This is a genomic window from Mariprofundus erugo, assembly GCF_005818865.1.
GTDB classification, from domain to species: Bacteria; Pseudomonadota; Zetaproteobacteria; order Mariprofundales; family Mariprofundaceae; genus Mariprofundus; species Mariprofundus erugo.
In genome coordinates this window covers 152653-170401 of record NZ_VBRY01000007.1, presented here as the reverse complement: position 1 = coordinate 170401, position 17749 = coordinate 152653, and the positions used below count along the sequence as shown (strand labels likewise).

Genomic DNA, 17749 nt, shown 5'->3' with positions numbered 1-17749 from the left:
ATATCGCCCTGCATCCATCCACCGCCCGTACATCTCCTGAGGCAGGGCCGCCCGTCGCGCTCATTCATCTGATCTTCAGAAACCGGTTGTAAGAATCGGCCGAATCATCCGACTGACAGATATGATCAGGAGGCATATATGAAAATACTCACCCTTTGTTGCACCATCATCATGATGACCGCAGCGGGCAGCGCCGTGGCGGCAGAGCGCGAACATGCCACGTTTGCCGCCGGCTGCTTCTGGTGTATGGAACACCCGTTTGATGAGCTGCCCGGCGTCATCTCCACCACCTCCGGGTATATCGGCGGGCATAGCGAGCACCCGACATATGAAGAGGTATCCGCCGGAGGTAGCGGCCATGCCGAATCGGTCGATGTACTGTTTGATCCCGCCATCATCAGCTACCAGAAACTGCTGGAGGTCTACTGGCGCAACTCCGACCCAACCACGCCCAACCGGCAATTCTGTGATATCGGCACACAATACAGACCTGCCATTTTTTATCATGGTGAACAGCAACGGAAGCTGGCCGAGGCATCGAAACAGGAGCTGCAGCAGCATAAACCATTCCCTGCCGCCATCGTCACCGAAATCACCGCTGCAGGCCCATTCTGGCCGGCCGAGGCATATCACCAGGATTTTTACCTGAAAAATCCATTGCGCTACAAATTTTACCGCTACAACTGCGGCCGGGATCAGCGCCTGCAGCAACTATGGGGGAAACAGCCATGAATCGCAGAATGTTTATCCGAACCACACTGGCGGCACTGGCCATGATGGCACTGCCTCGCTCCCCTTTTGCAGCCGCAGAAGGGACAACGATTGCACCGATCAGAAAAAGTGAAGATGAGTGGCGCCGCATCCTTTCTCCGCAACAATTCCAGGTATTACGCGAGGCCGGAACCGAACGGGCATTCAGCAGCCCGCTGAACAAGGAGTATGGCAAGGGCATTTATGTCTGTGCCGGCTGCCAGTTGCCGCTGTTTGATTCGGCCAGCAAGTTCGACAGCGGTACCGGCTGGCCAAGTTTCACCATGCCGATCAGCGGGCATGTTGAAACCAGCCGTGATTTCAAACTGATCCTGCCGCGAACCGAATACCACTGCAGCCGCTGTGGCGGCCACCAGGGCCATGTATTTGATGATGGCCCGGCCCCGACCGGACAGCGCTGGTGCAATAACGGTGTCGCGCTGAAGTTCATACCGCACACACCCGCCTGAGGCGGTCGACAGGAATGGACAAATGACTGATTTGAAAACACTTTTCACTTGCTCTGACAAGCCGGAAGCTGTCAGAGTTGGCTGATGGCTGATTCATTGAAAACCTCACACATCTACCGCGTTGACCTCGGAAACCGCTCATATGACATCCACATTGAGCCCGGCTGCCTGAAAGGGCTCGGGCCGGCGCTGAATCAACTGCTCGGCAAGCCTGCCCGCTGTATGATCATCAGTAATGTCACGGTTGCCCCCCTGTATATGGCGACCGTGCGCAGCTCACTTGAGCAGGCTGGCTGGCAGGTCAGCGAATGCATTCTTGCGGACGGTGAGCGTTATAAAAATCTGGATTCCTTCGGACAGATTATGGACGCCCTGATGCAGGCCCGCCTCTCCCGTAATGAGCCCGTCATTGCACTCGGCGGTGGTGTCGTCGGCGATATGACCGGCTTTGCCGCATCCTGCTACCGGCGTGGTATCCCGTTTGTTCAGGTGCCGACAACCGTACTGGCACAGGTTGATTCCAGTGTCGGCGGCAAAACGGCCATCAACCATCCGCATGGCAAAAATATGATTGGCGCCTTTTATCAACCCAAGCTGGTCTGGATTGATCCTGAGGTACTGCGTACCCTGGACTGCCGCGAGGTACGGGCCGGCATTGCCGAAGCGATCAAATACGGCCTGATTCGCGATGCAGCCTTCTTCACCTGGATGCAGGAGAACATGCAGGCAGCGCTTGCCCTTGATCCGGCCGTCATCTCGACCATGATCCATACCTGCTGCCGCCACAAGGCCGAGGTCGTCATGGGCGATGAAACAGAACAGGGAGCGCGCGCCCTGCTCAATCTTGGCCACACCTTCGGCCATGCCATTGAGGCCATGACCCACTATACCGAATACCTGCACGGGGAAGCTGTTGCGCTGGGCACCCTGCTGGCTGCCCGGCTGTCTGAACAGGCAGGCTTCGCACCGCAAGGCACTGAAACGGCAGTGACCGACTGTTTCAGGCAGGCAGGCCTGCCGCTGGCGATACCCGCATTCGATGCTGCGATGTGGCTTGATGCCATGGGGCATGACAAGAAAAACATCGGCTCTCGTATCCGCTATATTCTCCTGCATGAGATCGGCAATGCATTTATCGCCGATGACATTCCGGCTGATGCCATTGAGCAGCTGATTCAGTCATATCAGCGACCAGCTGAGCCCGTACATACATGAGAACAGCCGCAGCACATGAACCCGTTCAGGGGGCCATCTCCACCCTGACAACAGGAGCGACATAATGGATATCCCTTCCATTCACCCCGAACAGGGGCGCCATAACCCTCTGTTCAGATCCGGCCGCTGCATTGAGCGACTGGATGAGATCGCGGCATGGTTTTCCGCCCGTCAGAATCGTCCTGTTCCCGAACAGCTGAAAGTGGAAGTCGTTCTGTTTGCTGCCGATCATGGCGTCGCCGAAAGCATGGATAGCAATGCAAAAACGATCGACCAGCTGCAAATGCATGCAGCGGTGGACTCCCCCATACGTCAGCTCTGTCAGCTGGCAGATGCTCAGCTCCACATGGTCGACCTCGGTGTAGCAGGCAACCTGATCGATGCCGATATCGACCATGCCAAGGTCCGCTCAAACGGCAGTGCCGATATCACCAGCGCCCCGGCCATGGATCAGATGGATTACTGGGAGTGCGTTGGCATCGGCGAAGAGATGGCCAACCGGGCCATCGCCAATGGCGCCAACCTGCTGATTGCTGGCTCAATTGCATGCGGTGACCATGTCGCAGTTGCGGCCATTATTGCCGAGCTGACCGGCCTGAGTGCTGATGAGGCACTTTATTCAACCGCTGCCCCGGAAACCTACACAAGAGAGCTGATCGCCGTAGAACAGGCGATAGCGCGCGCTCAGGGTACGCCATCACATGATCTTCTACGCGAAATCGGCGGACTGGAGATTGCGGCCATGGCCGGCTTTTACCGTGCGGCGGCAAGCAAAGGAGTTCCTGTACTACTCGACGGGCGCGCCTCCGCTGCAGCTGCGCTTGCAGCCATCGCCTGGGATGTCCGCATTGCCGGCTGGATGCTGGCCAGCCACCTGTCGGATGAAGCAGGCCACCGTGAAGCGCTGGAATCACTTGGACTTGAGCCTCTGGTGGAGCTGCGCACCGGCGCCGACCATGGGCATGCAGCAATCATGCTGCTCCCCCTTCTGAAAGCGGCCATTGCCTTTCGTCAGGCGACTGCCATCGCAACAAACCAGGGATAATCTGACTTATTCAGAGTATCCCCGGGACAAGGGGGCCTTAAAGCCCCCCGCCAGACTGTGACAAAGGATTGATGCATGACCTCATGGACTACCACCGTCCTGCTGTTTGCCCTGATAGCGACAGCAAGCCACCTCTATCTTTCATATCGGCAGCGGCGCCACGTACTGTCCCGCCGCAATGCGGTCCCGACCACATTTGCCGACAGCATCAACCTGCCAGCCCATCAGAAGGCCGCTGATTATACCGCCAGTCGCCTGCAGCTTGATAATATCTCACAACTTTGGGGACTGGCGCTGTTGCTGCTCTGGACCGTGGGTGGCGGCCTGCAATGGCTTGATGGCATCACCTCGTCGGCCGGACTACCGGGACAGGCCGGCGGCGTACTGTTCATGCTGGCTTTTTTCATGATCTCACACCTGCTCGAACTGCCTGTCGATGTTTATCGCACCTTTTCAATCGAGGCGCGCTTCGGCTTTAATCAGATGACCGGCAAACTCTATCTGGGCGACATGGTTAAACAGCTGCTTCTGATGGCCCTGATTGCCAGCCCCCTGTTGTGGGCCCTGCTTGCCCTGATGCAAAGTGCCGGCACCCTGTGGTGGCTGTATGGCTGGATGCTCTGGAGCGGATTTATGCTGCTGATGATCTGGGCCTACCCGACCTTTATCGCACCACTTTTTAACCGCTTTGAACCGCTCGAGGAGGGCCCGGTGAAGAGCCGTATTGAAGCATTGCTGCGCCGCTGCGGCTTTCACAGCAATGGCCTGTACGTGATGGACGGCTCCCGCCGCTCAAGACACGGCAATGCCTACTTTACCGGCCTTGGCAAGGCCAAGCGGATTGTCTTTTTCGACACACTGCTCAAGCAACTTGATGGCGAGGAAACGGAAGCCGTTCTGGCTCACGAGCTCGGCCACTTTCATCATGGCCATGTAAAAAAGCAGCTCATGATCACCCTGGTGCTCTCACTCGCAGGCTTTGCCCTGCTGGGGTGGCTGGCCACCCAACCCTGGTTCTACAGCGGCCTCGGCATATCGGAGCCATCCAACCATGCTGCCCTGACGCTGTTTCTGCTGATCATGCCGGTATTTACCTTTGTGCTGACACCCGTGATGAACCTCTTCTCCAGACGCAATGAATTTGAGGCTGATGCCTATGCCGTCGCCAACAGCAATGGTCGGGCACTGATCTCGTCACTGGTAAAAATGTATGAGGATAATGCAAGCACCCTGACACCGGATCCGCTCTATTCGGCCTGGCATGACTCGCATCCACCGGCTCCGATCCGGATCACGCATTTACAGCAGTGCATGGAAAAGTCGGGGAAGTAAACCTGAGGCGCTGCTGATTTATTGCCACCCTGGCAAAAATCAGTCGGCAAAGAGAAACGCGCGACAAAGAGGCCGGAAGCCGACTGGACGGACAATGGCCGCCCGCAGGGCGAGGACATGAGTCACAGTCATTTTGTCTTTGCTTACAAACAAGACACTTACGCGTTTGATTTGATTCGCTGCATCCTGCCGCTCACCTGGCGGCGGCAAAGCCGTCCAATCCGGCTATCCTGCGAATGTGGCATCCGTCCATGGCTCGCCCGGAAGCGCCGACACATCAGCGCGTCCTATGGACGCGGACTACTCTTCCGGCTCGGCATCATCGATCAGATAAATGTCCACCCTGCGGTTCTGATCACGCCCTTCCGGGGTATCATTATCGGCCAGAAAGCCTGTCGCCCCCATACCTCTTGCCTGAATGAGAGAGGCAGAGATTCCCGCCTTGATCATCACCGCTGCAGCCGAATCGGCACGAGCCTGCGATACGGCTTCCAGAGAGCTCAGACCATGCCTGGTTTTCTTTTCTTTCTTGCCGCTACCGACAGGCGTGTCGTCACAATAACCGCGCACTTCGATATGGCGCTTGCCCGGATTGGCCAGAAATTTTCCGGAGATATCCGTCAGCGCTTTCTGACTATCCTTGTCCAGCACAGTCTGGCCGGATTTGAAAAACAGTCGCACCCAGAGCACCACACTGGGCGTCGCCGCGGCGGGAATCGGCGAAGGCAACACCGCTTCAGCCGGTGCGGTTGCACGCAGGCGGGCAATTTCATCCTCGACCGCCTTCAACTCGCCTTCCATCGCTGCAATTTCAGATCGTAAGCGGGCATTGCTCTGAGCCACCGGACCAGCGCCTTCGGCAGCAGGACCAGGAGCAGGCAGATCCGCAGCCACCAGCCGGGGCTGATCTGTGACCGGTGCCGACGTACCGGCAGGAGCTCCGATCGGAGTACCATCCGGATTGGCATTAAACAAAAATGCGTCAATAGTAGTACAGCCCGGTAAGATGATTACCAGACTGAGAAACAATACCTTTGTCAACTGCCTCATGGCCGTATCCTGTAACTCCTGTTACTGCTGTGTTGCAGCCTTCAGTGTTTCCAGCTCTGCTTTTTTCTGATCCAGCGCCTGACGGAGCGCATCAGCCTCCGCTTTCAGACGGGCATTTTCCTCAAGCTCGGCATTGGATGGGGCCGGTGGCGCTTCAGGAGGACCCATCAGGGTCGTACAGCCGGAGATCAGCAATAAAACAGCAGCTGCAATTCCTGTTTTCAACATCACACATGCCCTCCCGAACCGCTTTGAAGATCCAGCATAAAAAAAACAACTATCTTCAGCAAGTATTATTTATCAAGACTTTTACTCGTAGACAGACCTGAGGCCTTGCAGATAGCGCTGACCACGAGTGACATGATCATCCAGCATCGCATCCGGATCCTCTCCAAGCGCACTGATCGTCTGATCAGCATAGCGCCGGCGCGCATCCTCGCTCATCTTTGCCCAGTCGGCAGCATCAACAATGCCGTCACCGGTCAAATCGAAAGATGCATCAACAGACAATCCACCTGCTGCATGCGCTGAAAATGAAAGCAGGAGGAGTGTGAGCACGAAAATCAAACGCATCACCACCTCCTCCTGCCTGTCATCCACACCTGCTTAGTAGCGGTAGTGGTTTGGCTTGTACGGTCCTTCGACCGGCACGCCGATATAATTTGCCTGCTCCTGAGAAAGCGCGGTCAGCTTCAAACCGATCTTGTCCAGGTGCAAACGGGCAACCTCTTCGTCCAGCTGCTTGGGCAGGGTGTAAACCTTGTTCTCATACTGTCCGGTCTGGTTGAACAGCTCAATCTGCGCCATGGTCTGGTTGGAGAAGGAGGCAGACATCACAAAGCTTGGATGACCGGTTGCGCAACCAAGGTTCACCAGGCGTCCTTCAGCCAGCAGGGTAATGCGCTTGCCATCTGGGAAGATCACCTGATCAACCTGTGGCTTCACGTTGTCCCACTCATACTTCTTCAGCGAAGCAACATCGATCTCGTTGTCGAAGTGGCCGATATTGCAGACGATCGACTGATCCTTCATCGCTGCCATATGGTCATGTGTAATCACATGGTAGTTGCCGGTGGTGGTGACGAAGATATCGCCCTGGCTGCATGCATCGTCCATACGAACCACACGGTAGCCTTCCATCGCAGCCTGCAGTGCGCAGATCGGATCGATTTCGGTGACCCATACGGTTGCACCCATACCACGGAATGCCTGTGCGCAACCCTTGCCCACATCGCCATAGCCAAGCACAACAGCGATCTTGCCGGCAATCATCACATCTGTTGCACGCTTGATACCATCGATCAGCGACTCACGGCAGCCGTAGAGGTTATCGAATTTGGACTTGGTAACCGAGTCATTGACGTTGATGGCCGGGAACGGCAGATCACCGCGCTCCTGCATCTGGTAAAGACGATGAACACCGGTGGTGGTCTCTTCGGTCACGCCCCTGATCGCAGCCTTGCGGTCAGAGTACCAGGTCGGATGGGTCGCAAGCTTGGCCTTGATCGCCTTGAACAGCGCAACTTCTTCCTCACTGCCCGGCTTATCCAGCACAGAGATATCTTTTTCTGCCTTGGAACCAAGAATGACCAGCAGGGTCGCATCGCCGCCATCATCGAGGATCATGTTCGGCGTACCGCCATCATGCCATTCCATAATGCGATGGGTGTAATCCCAGTAGTCATCGAGGGTCTCGCCCTTATAGGCAAACACAGGCACACCGGCAGCAGCAATGGCAGATGCTGCATGATCCTGGGTAGAATAAATATTGCATGATGCCCAGCGAACTTCAGCACCCAGTGAGGTCAGGGTTTCGATCAGTACACCGGTCTGGATGGTCATATGCAGGGAGCCGGCAATACGGGCGCCCTTGAGCGGCTGCTCGGCAGCATATTTTTTGCGGATCGCCATCAGGCCCGGCATTTCGGTTTCCGCGATCGTCAGTTCCTTGCGGCCCCATGCCACAGTCTTTTCGGACATATCGGCGACAATGTAATCAGTAAATTCAGACACTCTCATACTCCTATACATATAAAAATATGAGCACCGTTGAGCTTTTTTTAGACCGAGCCTGGCAGTACAAGCCTGCTGCAGTGCTCCTCGGTCAGGAGAAAGCCGGCCACAAGTGACCGGCTTTCATGCCTTGTTAGGGAGATGATGATGTTATGCCAGGATGGCAAGCAATCAGCATCTCCTTAGCAAACCTGCCGAAACAACAGGCTGATCTGCTTCATACCGGTCAGTTAACGCCGACCGCCGCCTTCAGTGCATCCACCCGATCGGTACGCTCCCAGGTAAACTCAGGCAGCTCGCGACCGAAGTGGCCGTAAGCTGAGGTCTTTGAGTAGATCGGACGCAGAAGATCGAGCTGCTGCACGATGCCCTTCGGACGCAGATCGAACACTTCACGAACAGCCGCCGCAAGCTTTGACTCGCTCACCTTGCCGGTGCCAAAGGTGTTAACCATGACAGAGAGCGGGCGCGCAACGCCGATTGCATAAGCCACCTGCACCTCACAGCGATCAGCAAGACCGGCTGCAACGATGTTCTTGGCAACATAACGCATCATGTAGCAGGCGGAACGATCCACCTTCGTCGGATCCTTACCGGAGAAGGCGCCGCCACCGTGATGACCGAAACCACCGTAGGTATCAACGATAATCTTGCGGCCGGTCACACCACAGTCACCCACAGGGCCACCGATCACGAAACGACCGGTCGGGTTGATATGGTATTCGGTACCGGCATGCAGCAGACCGGTCGGCTCGAGAATCGGGCGGATGATCTCATCCATCACCGCATCGCTGAGCTCTTTGTGTGATACTTCGGGATTGTGCTGAGTGGAAAGCACGACCGCATCAATAGCAACCGGACGGCTGTTTTCATAACGGACGGTGACCTGTGACTTGGCATCCGGACGCAGGAACTCAAGCACACCGGTCTTGCGTACAGCGGCCTGTTTCTCAACCAGCTGGTGCGACAGATAAATCGGGGTCGGCATCAGCACTTCGGTTTCATTGGAGGCATAACCGAACATCAGACCCTGGTCGCCGGCACCCTGATCCAGATCCAGGCCCTGACCTTCGTTCACACCCATGGCAATATCGGGAGACTGCTTGTCGAGGGTGACCAGCACCGCGCATGATTCCCAGTCAAAGCCCATCGCCGATGAGTTATAGCCGATCTCGCGAATCGCACTGCGCACGATATCCTGGTAATCCACCACAGCGGATGTGGTGATCTCACCTGCGATCAGTGCCATACCGGTTGTCACCAGCGTTTCGCACGCCACACGTGAGTATTTATCCTGTGCAAGCAAGGCATCAAGCACGCCGTCTGAAATGCGATCGGCAACCTTGTCCGGATGTCCTTCCGAAACAGATTCGGATGTAAATACAAAATCTCGACTCATAATTCCCTCATAATCAGGCTGCTGCGAATCGTGTCGCATCAGTGATACTGGCTTAAAAAAACCGAATGTTAGCTGAAAAGCCGCAAACTACCAACCTCAGGCGCCCGCCAGCGCCAGTGCAAAGCCGCCGGCCATCACCATGCCAGCCACCAGCATCAAGCCTCCAGCCGTACCGGCAGCAGCCAGCCAGGCCAGCCAGGCACTGCCGCCACTCATCAGCAACAAGCCGGCTATCAGTGTTGTACGCGAGGTCTCAGGCGCCAGCGGACCACCCTCCGCCTCAAGCCGGGCAATGGTGCGATCAATCCTGGCCGGCAACTGCATCCAGCCAAGCAGCTGACTGCGCAACTCCGAGGCCAGCGCCTCCGTCTTGCCCAGCGGCCCCATATGACGGGTCACCCATTCACTGATCAGCGGACGGGCCAGCACCCAGATATTGGCCTGATCCGCCAGCTCACGGGCCACACCCTCAATCACCACCATGGTTTTCTGCAGCAGCAACAGCTGCGGCTGGGTCTCCATTTTAAAGCGTTCAGTCACCGCGAACATCGAGAGCAACAGCTCAGCAATCGAAATATCGCCGAGCGAACGATTAAAAATCGGCACGGCAATCTCGCGCAAGGCATCCTCAAATGCGGAGATATCGGTATCCGGCGGCACAAACCCGGCCTCCAGATGCACCTCGGCCGAGCGATGGTAATCCTCTTTCAGAAACGCCAGCAGCATATCGGCCAGATAGCGGCGCGTTTTCATATCCAGACGACCGACAATGCCGAAGTCGATCAGAACAATCTCCCCGGCCTCATCAACGAAAATATTGCCAGGATGCATGTCGGCATGGAAATAGCCATCGATGAAAACCATGTGGAAGAAGAGCGTGGCTGCCCGCTCACACAGCTTCAGGCAATCATGGCCGGCCGCTTCCAGCCTCGCCTTCTCATCAATGGGAATGCCGGAAATCCGCTCGGTTGTCAGCACCTCGGTGTGGGTATAGTCCCACAACACCTCGGGCACCCTGACCCCTTCAACACTGGCAAAATTACCGGCAAAACGACTGGCGTGTGCCGCCTCCGCCCGCAGATTCAGCTCGCCACGAATAGTCACCGAGAACTCTTCGATCACCTGCGGCGCCTTCAGACGGCGATACTCGGGAAAATAACGGTCAAACAGAGCTGCCAGCAACTCGAGAATTGCCAGATCCGATTCAATGGTCCGGCTGATATGGTCGCGGCGCACCTTGACCGCCACGCGCCGCCCGTCCTTCAACTCGGCAAAGTGAACCTGGGCAATCGACGCCGCAGCAACCGGCACCTCTTCAAACGCCGCAAACAAACCGTCTTCACCGGTGAGCGGGCGCTTAAAACTCTCTTCAATGACCCGGCGCACCCGGACAAACGGCTCTGGCGGCACATCGTCCTGCAGCTTCTTAAGCTCAAGCGCCACATCCATCGGCAACAGGTCAACACGGGTCGATAACATCTGTCCGAACTTGATAAACGTCGGCCCTAATTTCTCCAGCGCCAGACGAATCTGGGCCCCGAGATCCTTGGGCAGCTCATCGCCGCGCAGCAGCTGCAACAGCCAGACATAGGGATAAAACAGCCGCATGCGTACAGCAAGTGCCGCCATACCATGGGTGGCCAGGATATGGGCAATGCGCAACAGGCGCAGGTTGCGTCGAAAACTGACGGGCAAACGCACCGGGTCAGTCGCCCTGATCGTTCAGGTGGTGCTCAAGCCTGTGCTGCAGACGGGTGATGCGCCCTTTGACGCGGGACACCTGATGCGACAGATGCTCCACATCAGCCTGCCATTGCTGCAGGCGCTCATCATTCGGCAGATCCATCGAACGCAAGCGATCACTGACAGCCTCGCGCGACAACTCGCCCAGTTTCTTTTCTGCCGCCACCAGCCCATGCGCGGCCCGTGCGACACGGGAGCCGAAGAAGTCGCCGAAATTGGCCCGCAACTCGCGCTCCCAGTCAAGATCAGCTGCCGCAAACAGACGCTTGAAACGCAGCATCGCGTCGGAATCGCCGGAGAGCTTCAATACCTGCTGAAACACCAGTGCATCGGGATCTTCATGTCCGAAACACATACGGGCAAAACCGGCCGTACTGGCAGCCAGCCGCACATCCACATCGCCATCATGCGAGGGGTGCACCCAGACCTGCCGACGCCGGAAGCCGAGAAACATAACCGCACCGGTATCGGTGACGTGAATGCGGAAGGTGCGCCCGTCCAGATCAGCCAGCAAAGGCTTGAGCGCCTCACTGCGGGCAAAAACAAGGTCGAGCACGGTCGTCATGACCACACACTGAACCGGAACGGGAATCAGTCGCAGCGGTAAAAACATCACACTCATATCTTGTAACCCCGGTGCAATGCGACCACGCCACCCGTCATATTCTCATGTTTGACCAGATCAAAGCCGGCACCGCGAATCATCTTTTCAAAGCGGCCCTGATCAGGGAAACGGCGAATCGATTCGACAAGATACTGATAGGAGGCACGATCGCCGGTGACCTTCTCCCCCAGTAACGGAATGATATTAAATGAATAGGCATCATAGATGACATCAAGCAGTGGCAACACAGGCCTTGAGAACTCAAGACACAGGAACTGCCCGCCCGGCTTCAGCACCCGGTAGAATTCGCGCAAGCCGGCATCGACATCAAGAAAGTTGCGAATACCGAACGCAATCGTCACGCAATCGAAACTGTTGTCGGCAAAACTCAGACGCGTCCCGTCCGACTGAATACAATCCGCCCGCCCCGGCAACAAACCGGCATCAATCACCCGGCGCGCCCCCTCGGCCAGCATCGGACCATTAAGATCGGTCAATACCACGCGTCCGGAGGGTCCCATTTTGCGAGCCAGCCCGATGGCCACGTCACCCGAGCCGGCTGCCACATCCAGCACCCGGCTTCCGGCGCCGATCGCCGCAACCGAAAACATGCGCTGCTTCCACAACCGGTGCATACCACCACTCATCAGATCATTCATCAGATCGTACTGGCTGGCCACGGATGAAAACACGCCCATCACCCGCTTGACCTTTTCGCTGCCAGTGACCGTTTCGTAACCGAAATGGGTACTGTTTGCGCCTGCTGCTGCAGATGTATCGATATCGTTATTGTCTGTTGTATTCATGGGTTGCGTATCGTAACAGGCGATGCGCCACTGTCCAAACTAAAGGAATATTCACCATCTGCGCCACCACGACATGTGAAAATCCTGTGGATAAACGGTGAGTGAATTGTGCAGCAGCAAACACTACACATAGTGCTCAAAGAACGATTGACGCGCTAGATATAGTGTAGATACTCTCCCCCTCACAATTCCGGGAAGACACTGTGCAAGCCGCATCCAGGCACCGGTGCCCAATCAGGCAGGGAGAACTATTAATGAAGGTTAAGTCCAGCGCGTTGAATATTGCATCGATCCAGAAGGATATGGACGACACGACCACCGACGTCAGCTTCCAACCGGCGTCAGAGGACATCTGGGATAAAAAATATCGTCTGAAAGACAAGCTCGGCCAGGCTGTTGATGCCGACATTCAGGCAACCTATGACCGCGTTGCCACCGCTCTTGCCGCCGTAGAGGATGAGGCATCCCGCGCCTTCTGGCACAATCGCTTTGTATGGGCCCTCGCCAACGGTGCCATTCCGGCCGGACGCATCATGTCCAATGCCGGTGCCGAAGCACACAAACCGGCCACCAGCACCATCAACTGCACCGTCTCCGGCACCATCCCCGACTCCATGGATGGCATTCTCTCCATGGTCCATGAAGCGGGACTGACGCTGAAGGCCGGCTGTGGCATCGGCTACGAATTCTCCACCCTGCGTCCGAAAGGGGCCTATGTCTCCGGCGCCGGCGCCTATACATCCGGCCCGATGTCATTCATGGATATCTATGACAAAATGTGCTTCACCGTCTCATCCGCCGGCGGCCGTCGCGGCGCACAGATGGGCACGTTTGACATCTCGCACCCCGATATTATCGAGTTTATCCGCGCCAAGCGCGAGGACGGGCGCCTGCGCCAGTTCAACCTCTCATGCCTGATCACCCGTGATTTCATGGAGGCGGTCAAACAGGACAGCGACTGGGACCTGGTGTTCCCGGCCAGCCAGATCGAAATCGACGATGCCAGCACCCGCATTGTCTTCAAGGCCGTAGCCAACCCGCCAAAGGGTGCGGTCAGGGATGATCGCGGCCATGTTGCCTGCAAGGTTTACAAGACCATGAAGGCCCGCCGCCTGTGGGATGTGATCATGGCCTCGACCTACGACTATGCCGAGCCAGGCTTCATTCTGATCGATGAAGTGAACGAGATGAACAACAACTGGTTCTGCGAAGATGTCCGCGCCACCAATCCGTGCGGCGAGCAGCCGCTGCCCCCTTATGGCGCCTGCCTGCTGGGCAGCATTAACCTGACCCGCTTTGTACGCGATCCGTTTACCGACAAGGCCCGCTTTGACTGGGATACCTATCGTGAGGTGGTGGCTGTTTTCACCCGCATGCTGGATAACGTCGTTGAAATCAACGGCCTGCCACTGCCACAGCAGCGCGCCGAAATCATGCGCAAACGCCGGCACGGCATGGGCTTCCTCGGTCTCGGCTCGGCACTGACCATGCTGCGCACCCCTTACGGCTCCCCCGAATCACTCGAGTTCACCGAACAGATCGCCTATGAAATGGCGAAAACCGGCTTCCGCACCGGCCTGGAGCTGGCGGCTGAAAAAGGCATCGCACCGGCACTTGCCGATGAGTATGAAGTCACTCCGGAAATGATGACCAAGCGGCCTGAAATGGCCGACGATGGTATCAGCATTGGCGACAAGATCCCCGGCCGCGTGCTGTGGGCGAAGTATTCGCGCTACATGCAGAAGTTCCTGCAAACCGGCAATGCCGAGGACAAGGCCATGATCGAGGCGATGATTGAGCAGGGCTGTCGTTTTACCCATCACTCATCCATCGCACCGACCGGCACCATTTCCCTGTCGCTGGCCAACAATGCCTCCAACGGTATCGAGCCAAGCTTTGCTCACCATTATGCCCGCAACATCATCCGTGAGGGTCGCAAAACCAAGGAGAAGGTGGATGTATTCTCCTATGAACTGCTGGCCTACCGCACCCATATCAATCCGGATGCCATGCCGTTTTCCGACGACGAGGCAAACAAGCTGCCGGACTACTTCATCAGTGCCGACGAGGTAACGCCGAAGCAGCATGTGGACATCCAGGCAGCAGCACAGCGCTGGGTCGACTCAAGCATCTCCAAAACCGCCAATGTACCGACTGATTTCCCTTACGAGGACTTCAAGGACATCTACCTCTACGCCTACGAGCAGGGCCTCAAGGGCTGCACCACCTTCCGCTTCAACCCGGAGGCATTCCAGGGCGTACTGGTCAAGGAACAGGACCTGGCCAACACCACCTACAAGTTTACCCTGGATGACGGCTCTGTCATTGAGGCCAAGGGCAACGAGATGATCGAATATGATGGCGAAATGCACAGTGCCGCCAACCTGTTTGATGCACTCAAAGAGGGATACTACGGCAAGTTCTGAGCAACAGGGCAGAATGAAGCCCGTCGAATGGGCGGAAATGCAGTTTCCGCCCGTTAACCTGTGGAGCATCGCGGCCGTTGCGGCTCATGCTCCGGTTCGACAGGGATATCACAGCAACGGCCGGCAGCAGAGCCCGGGCACGGCACCCCGCCATGCAAACACACTGCACGATTTCGGGCATGAGCAGATGCAGAGCATACTGGCCATGCATGGAGGCAAAGAATGAGCATCAAAATTGAGAAAAAGATTGTCGGTTACGAAGTAAAGAAACCGGAAGATGCCGCCAAAGAGGCTGCCAAGGTGACCGCCATCGCACCGCTACTGGAGCGCGATGACATTCTTGAAGGCAATACCTACAAGATCAAAACACCAAACTCCGACCACGCCATGTACATCACCATCAATGATGTGGTGGTCAATCCAGGCACACCGGATGAGCACCGCCGCCCCTTTGAGATCTTCATCAACTCAAAGAATATGGAGCACTTCATGTGGATCGTCGCCCTGACCCGCGTGACCTCCGCCATCTTCCGCAAGGGTGGAGATATCACCTTCCTCGTTGAGGAGCTGAAAGCCGTCTTCGATCCGCGCGGCGGCTACTACAAACGCGGTGGAAAATATATGCCATCCATCGTCGCTGAAATCGGCGATGTTATCCAGCAGCACCTGATCTCTATCGGCATGATGGAGGGACAGCTCAACAATGCCGAGCTGAAGGCCAAGCGCCATGAAGCCGAGGTCAAACTGGGCAAGGATGCGGTTGCCAAAGGCAATCAGTGTGACAAATGCGGTGCCATGGCTGTGGTCAGACTGGATAACTGCAACTGCTGCCTTGAGTGCGGCGACTCCAAGTGCGGCTGAGAAAAAACTGACTGTTCAGGGAGATACTGATTGATTGCCATCCGGGCAAATATCACTCCGGAGATTTACATACAAAGGCGGACCCTCGGTCCGCCTTTGTACTTTACAACGAGGGCTGGTAACCGCCTCAGAAGTCAGACAAGCCTCAGACGAGGCGCCTGCACCATCGCCACGACAGCATCCACCAGCCCATCCTCTCCTTCAGACTGCTGCTCCAGCACCCACAGGGGCCTGCAGCCGGGCCAGAAACGCACAAGCTTCACCGCGTCCTTGGCTGTGGTCACAACCGGCGCATCACTATTCAGCAACGCCTCAATCTCTTCCCTGGAGTAGGCATGGTGATCGGCAAACGCGCTGTGCCCGGCAATCTCAAAACCGAGCCGCTTCAGGTCGTTGCGCACCCGCCCCGGGCGGGCAATGCCTGTCACCAGATGAATCGGTCGGGAGGGGGCCAGCAACACACCATCGCGACTGTTCCAGTCACGAACCAGTGCGGCTGAGGCCGACCAGCGCCACTCTTTGCCGGAGGTAAGCGGCTCAGCCTCCTCGCCCCCCGAGCGCACAATCACATCGGCTCGCGCCAGGGCCGATACCGGCTCCCGCAACGGACCGGCCGGAAGCAGACCGCCATTCCCCACCCCTTCAGCCGGCACCAGCACAACATCACATACCCGGCCAAGCTGACGGTACTGAAACCCATCATCGAGAATGATCACATCGCCGCACTCTGCAGCGAGCCTGGCACCGGCAATCCGGTCCCGGCCGGCAATCACCGGACAGCCACTGAGACGGAAAAGCAATGCCGCCTCATCGCCCACCTCATGGGCCAGGGAATATTGTGACACCAGATGCGGCGTCTGGTTGTTGGCGCCATCGCCGCGCGACAACAGGACAGGGTTAAAGCCGCGATCCCGCAACCGGGCAGCCAGCCATACAACAAACGGCGTTTTGCCGCTGCCGCCCACCGTAATATTACCCACAGAAATCATCGGCACCGGCGGCTGTACCGCCTGCTTCAGGCGCTGTTGCTGATCCAGTCTTGAGACCCACGCATACACACAGGAAAATGCTGACAGCAGAACATTCGGCTTTTTGCTGCGGTTCCACCACATGCTCTCAATACGCTGGTGCAGCATCGTCTCTCCCTTCAGTGAGCTTAATGCGTTGAATCTAGCCACGCATGCGCGCTCATGCGACCCCGCACCGCCAAATCCAGGCAAAACCTTCGTCGCAATCACGCACATCCGCTGAAAAGCTTGCCGATACAGCGGCATTTATTGCCGGCACAAATCAGCAGATTCACCCTAACCACATGAAATATAAGCACATTGAATCTGGCATCTATCTTGCCATAGCTTGCATATGCAAGTTGTGTCGAATATCACCTTCCCGTCGGCGACTGCTGTCACGACCGTCAAGGCGCCTGCAAAAGCGCCGGCAAGCGTGGCCACGCAACAGCTTTCGGCGCCCAAAACGGTCAGCAAAGCCGGCGGACTATGGGAATCAGGCTCATTCAGCTTTGGCGACGTGATCGACATGGTCAATCCCCTGCAGCACTTGCCAGTCATATCCACCATCTACCGCAAACTGACCGGTGACGAGATCGGCGCCGCGCCGCGCATGATCGGCGGGGCCATCTTCGGCGGCCTGATGGGCAGCTGGGTTTCAGGGCTGGCATCGGCCATGGTCAATGCATTTTCCACCAGTGGCACAGGCAAGGATATCGGCGAGCATATGATGGAATATGCGCAGTCGACCATCAGCCCGACCACAGCCAGAGTTGCCCCGACAGCCGTGGCGGCAAATCCGCCATCGGCAAGCCAGGCCGTCAATCAGCACCCGGCTGCCCCCTCTGTGGTACCGGTGCAAATGGCGGACATCCCCCCCTCACAGGCACAACCGGCGGGCCAGCCCATCGCCGTCACTTCGGCCACCTCATATGGACGCAATCCGATGCAAACAGCGATCGGACAATATCAACAACAAATCATCATCGATGACTTCCGAAAAGAGAGTCACTACTGGGGCTAAAGCA

Annotated in this window: 17 protein-coding genes and 1 riboswitch; of the genes, 8 read left to right on the top strand and 9 right to left on the bottom strand. The window is 56.9% G+C overall.

Going from position 1 to position 17749, the window contains the following annotated elements:
• The first annotated feature begins 138 nt into the window (after positions 1-138).
• The 5 genes from msrA to FEF65_RS08910 all read left to right on the top strand — a co-directional run bounded on the left by msrA (position 139) and on the right by FEF65_RS08910 (position 4812).
• Positions 139-732 (top strand): peptide-methionine (S)-S-oxide reductase MsrA, encoded by a 594-nt coding sequence (gene msrA, locus FEF65_RS08930; RefSeq protein WP_138239449.1) that lies wholly within the window; start codon positions 139-141, stop codon positions 730-732.
• Entirely contained in the window at positions 729-1220 is a 492-nt protein-coding gene (gene msrB, locus FEF65_RS08925; protein ID WP_138239448.1) for a peptide-methionine (R)-S-oxide reductase MsrB, read from the top strand. The genes msrA and msrB overlap by 4 nt, the downstream gene beginning before the upstream one ends.
• An 84-nt stretch (positions 1221-1304) precedes the next feature.
• Complete coding sequence (gene aroB, locus FEF65_RS08920; RefSeq protein WP_138239447.1) at positions 1305-2435, top strand: 3-dehydroquinate synthase; 1131 nt, start codon at positions 1305-1307, stop codon at positions 2433-2435.
• A 64-nt stretch (positions 2436-2499) separates the two neighbouring features.
• Positions 2500-3480 carry a nicotinate-nucleotide--dimethylbenzimidazole phosphoribosyltransferase gene (locus FEF65_RS08915; RefSeq protein WP_138239446.1) on the top strand — a complete coding sequence of 327 codons (981 nt, stop codon included), beginning with the start codon at positions 2500-2502 and terminating at the stop codon, positions 3478-3480.
• A 75-nt stretch (positions 3481-3555) separates the two neighbouring features.
• On the top strand, positions 3556-4812 hold the full coding sequence (locus tag FEF65_RS08910) for a M48 family metallopeptidase (RefSeq protein ID WP_138239445.1): 1257 nt from the start codon (positions 3556-3558) through the stop codon (positions 4810-4812).
• A gap of 300 nt (positions 4813-5112) precedes the next feature.
• On the opposite strand, the gene FEF65_RS08905 is transcribed toward FEF65_RS08910, so the two are convergent.
• From FEF65_RS08905 to FEF65_RS08870, 8 genes are all read right to left on the bottom strand, one after another.
• A complete protein-coding gene (locus tag FEF65_RS08905; RefSeq protein WP_238701303.1) occupies positions 5113-5862 on the bottom strand; it encodes an OmpA family protein in 750 nt (249 codons plus the stop codon).
• A 21-nt stretch (positions 5863-5883) separates the two neighbouring features.
• On the bottom strand, positions 5884-6090 hold the full coding sequence (locus FEF65_RS08900; protein ID WP_238701301.1) for a hypothetical protein: 207 nt from the start codon (positions 6088-6090) through the stop codon (positions 5884-5886).
• Between the two features lie 81 nt (positions 6091-6171).
• Positions 6172-6435 (bottom strand): hypothetical protein, encoded by a 264-nt coding sequence (locus tag FEF65_RS08895; protein WP_138239444.1) that lies wholly within the window; start codon positions 6433-6435, stop codon positions 6172-6174.
• Between the two features lie 33 nt (positions 6436-6468).
• Positions 6469-7881, bottom strand: a complete 1413-nt coding sequence (gene ahcY, locus FEF65_RS08890) for an adenosylhomocysteinase (RefSeq protein WP_238701299.1) — start codon at positions 7879-7881, stop codon at positions 6469-6471.
• 15 nt (positions 7882-7896) lie between these two features.
• Positions 7897-7970: riboswitch (S-adenosyl-L-homocysteine riboswitch) on the bottom strand.
• 131 nt (positions 7971-8101) lie between these two features.
• Positions 8102-9274, bottom strand: a complete 1173-nt coding sequence (gene metK / locus FEF65_RS08885; protein ID WP_138239442.1) for a methionine adenosyltransferase — start codon at positions 9272-9274, stop codon at positions 8102-8104.
• Between the two features lie 96 nt (positions 9275-9370).
• Complete coding sequence (ubiB, locus tag FEF65_RS08880) at positions 9371-10975, bottom strand: 2-polyprenylphenol 6-hydroxylase (RefSeq protein WP_138239441.1); 1605 nt, start codon at positions 10973-10975, stop codon at positions 9371-9373.
• 4 nt (positions 10976-10979) lie between these two features.
• Complete coding sequence (ubiT, locus tag FEF65_RS08875) at positions 10980-11639, bottom strand: ubiquinone anaerobic biosynthesis accessory factor UbiT (protein ID WP_138239440.1); 660 nt, start codon at positions 11637-11639, stop codon at positions 10980-10982.
• Positions 11636-12427, bottom strand: coding sequence for a class I SAM-dependent methyltransferase (locus FEF65_RS08870; RefSeq protein WP_138239439.1), 792 nt, complete (start codon positions 12425-12427; stop codon positions 11636-11638). Before FEF65_RS08870 ends, ubiT begins: the two co-directional genes overlap by 4 nt.
• Positions 12428-12729: 302 nt before the next feature.
• Here FEF65_RS08870 and FEF65_RS08865 point away from each other — a divergent pair, with 302 nt between their 5' ends.
• Together FEF65_RS08865 and FEF65_RS08860 are read left to right on the top strand one after the other, a co-directional pair.
• On the top strand, positions 12730-14853 hold the full coding sequence (locus FEF65_RS08865) for an adenosylcobalamin-dependent ribonucleoside-diphosphate reductase (protein WP_420813976.1): 2124 nt from the start codon (positions 12730-12732) through the stop codon (positions 14851-14853).
• Between the two features lie 222 nt (positions 14854-15075).
• Entirely contained in the window at positions 15076-15714 is a 639-nt protein-coding gene (locus tag FEF65_RS08860) for a TSCPD domain-containing protein (protein ID WP_138239437.1), read from the top strand.
• A 134-nt stretch (positions 15715-15848) separates the two neighbouring features.
• On the opposite strand, the gene lpxK is transcribed toward FEF65_RS08860, so the two are convergent.
• Positions 15849-16892, bottom strand: a complete 1044-nt coding sequence (lpxK, locus tag FEF65_RS08855) for a tetraacyldisaccharide 4'-kinase (RefSeq protein ID WP_238701297.1) — start codon at positions 16890-16892, stop codon at positions 15849-15851.
• Between the two features lie 184 nt (positions 16893-17076).
• On the opposite strand from lpxK, the gene FEF65_RS08850 reads away from it, so the two are divergent.
• On the top strand, positions 17077-17745 hold the full coding sequence (locus FEF65_RS08850) for a RodZ family helix-turn-helix domain-containing protein (RefSeq protein ID WP_138239436.1): 669 nt from the start codon (positions 17077-17079) through the stop codon (positions 17743-17745).
• Positions 17746-17749 lie beyond the last annotated feature (4 nt).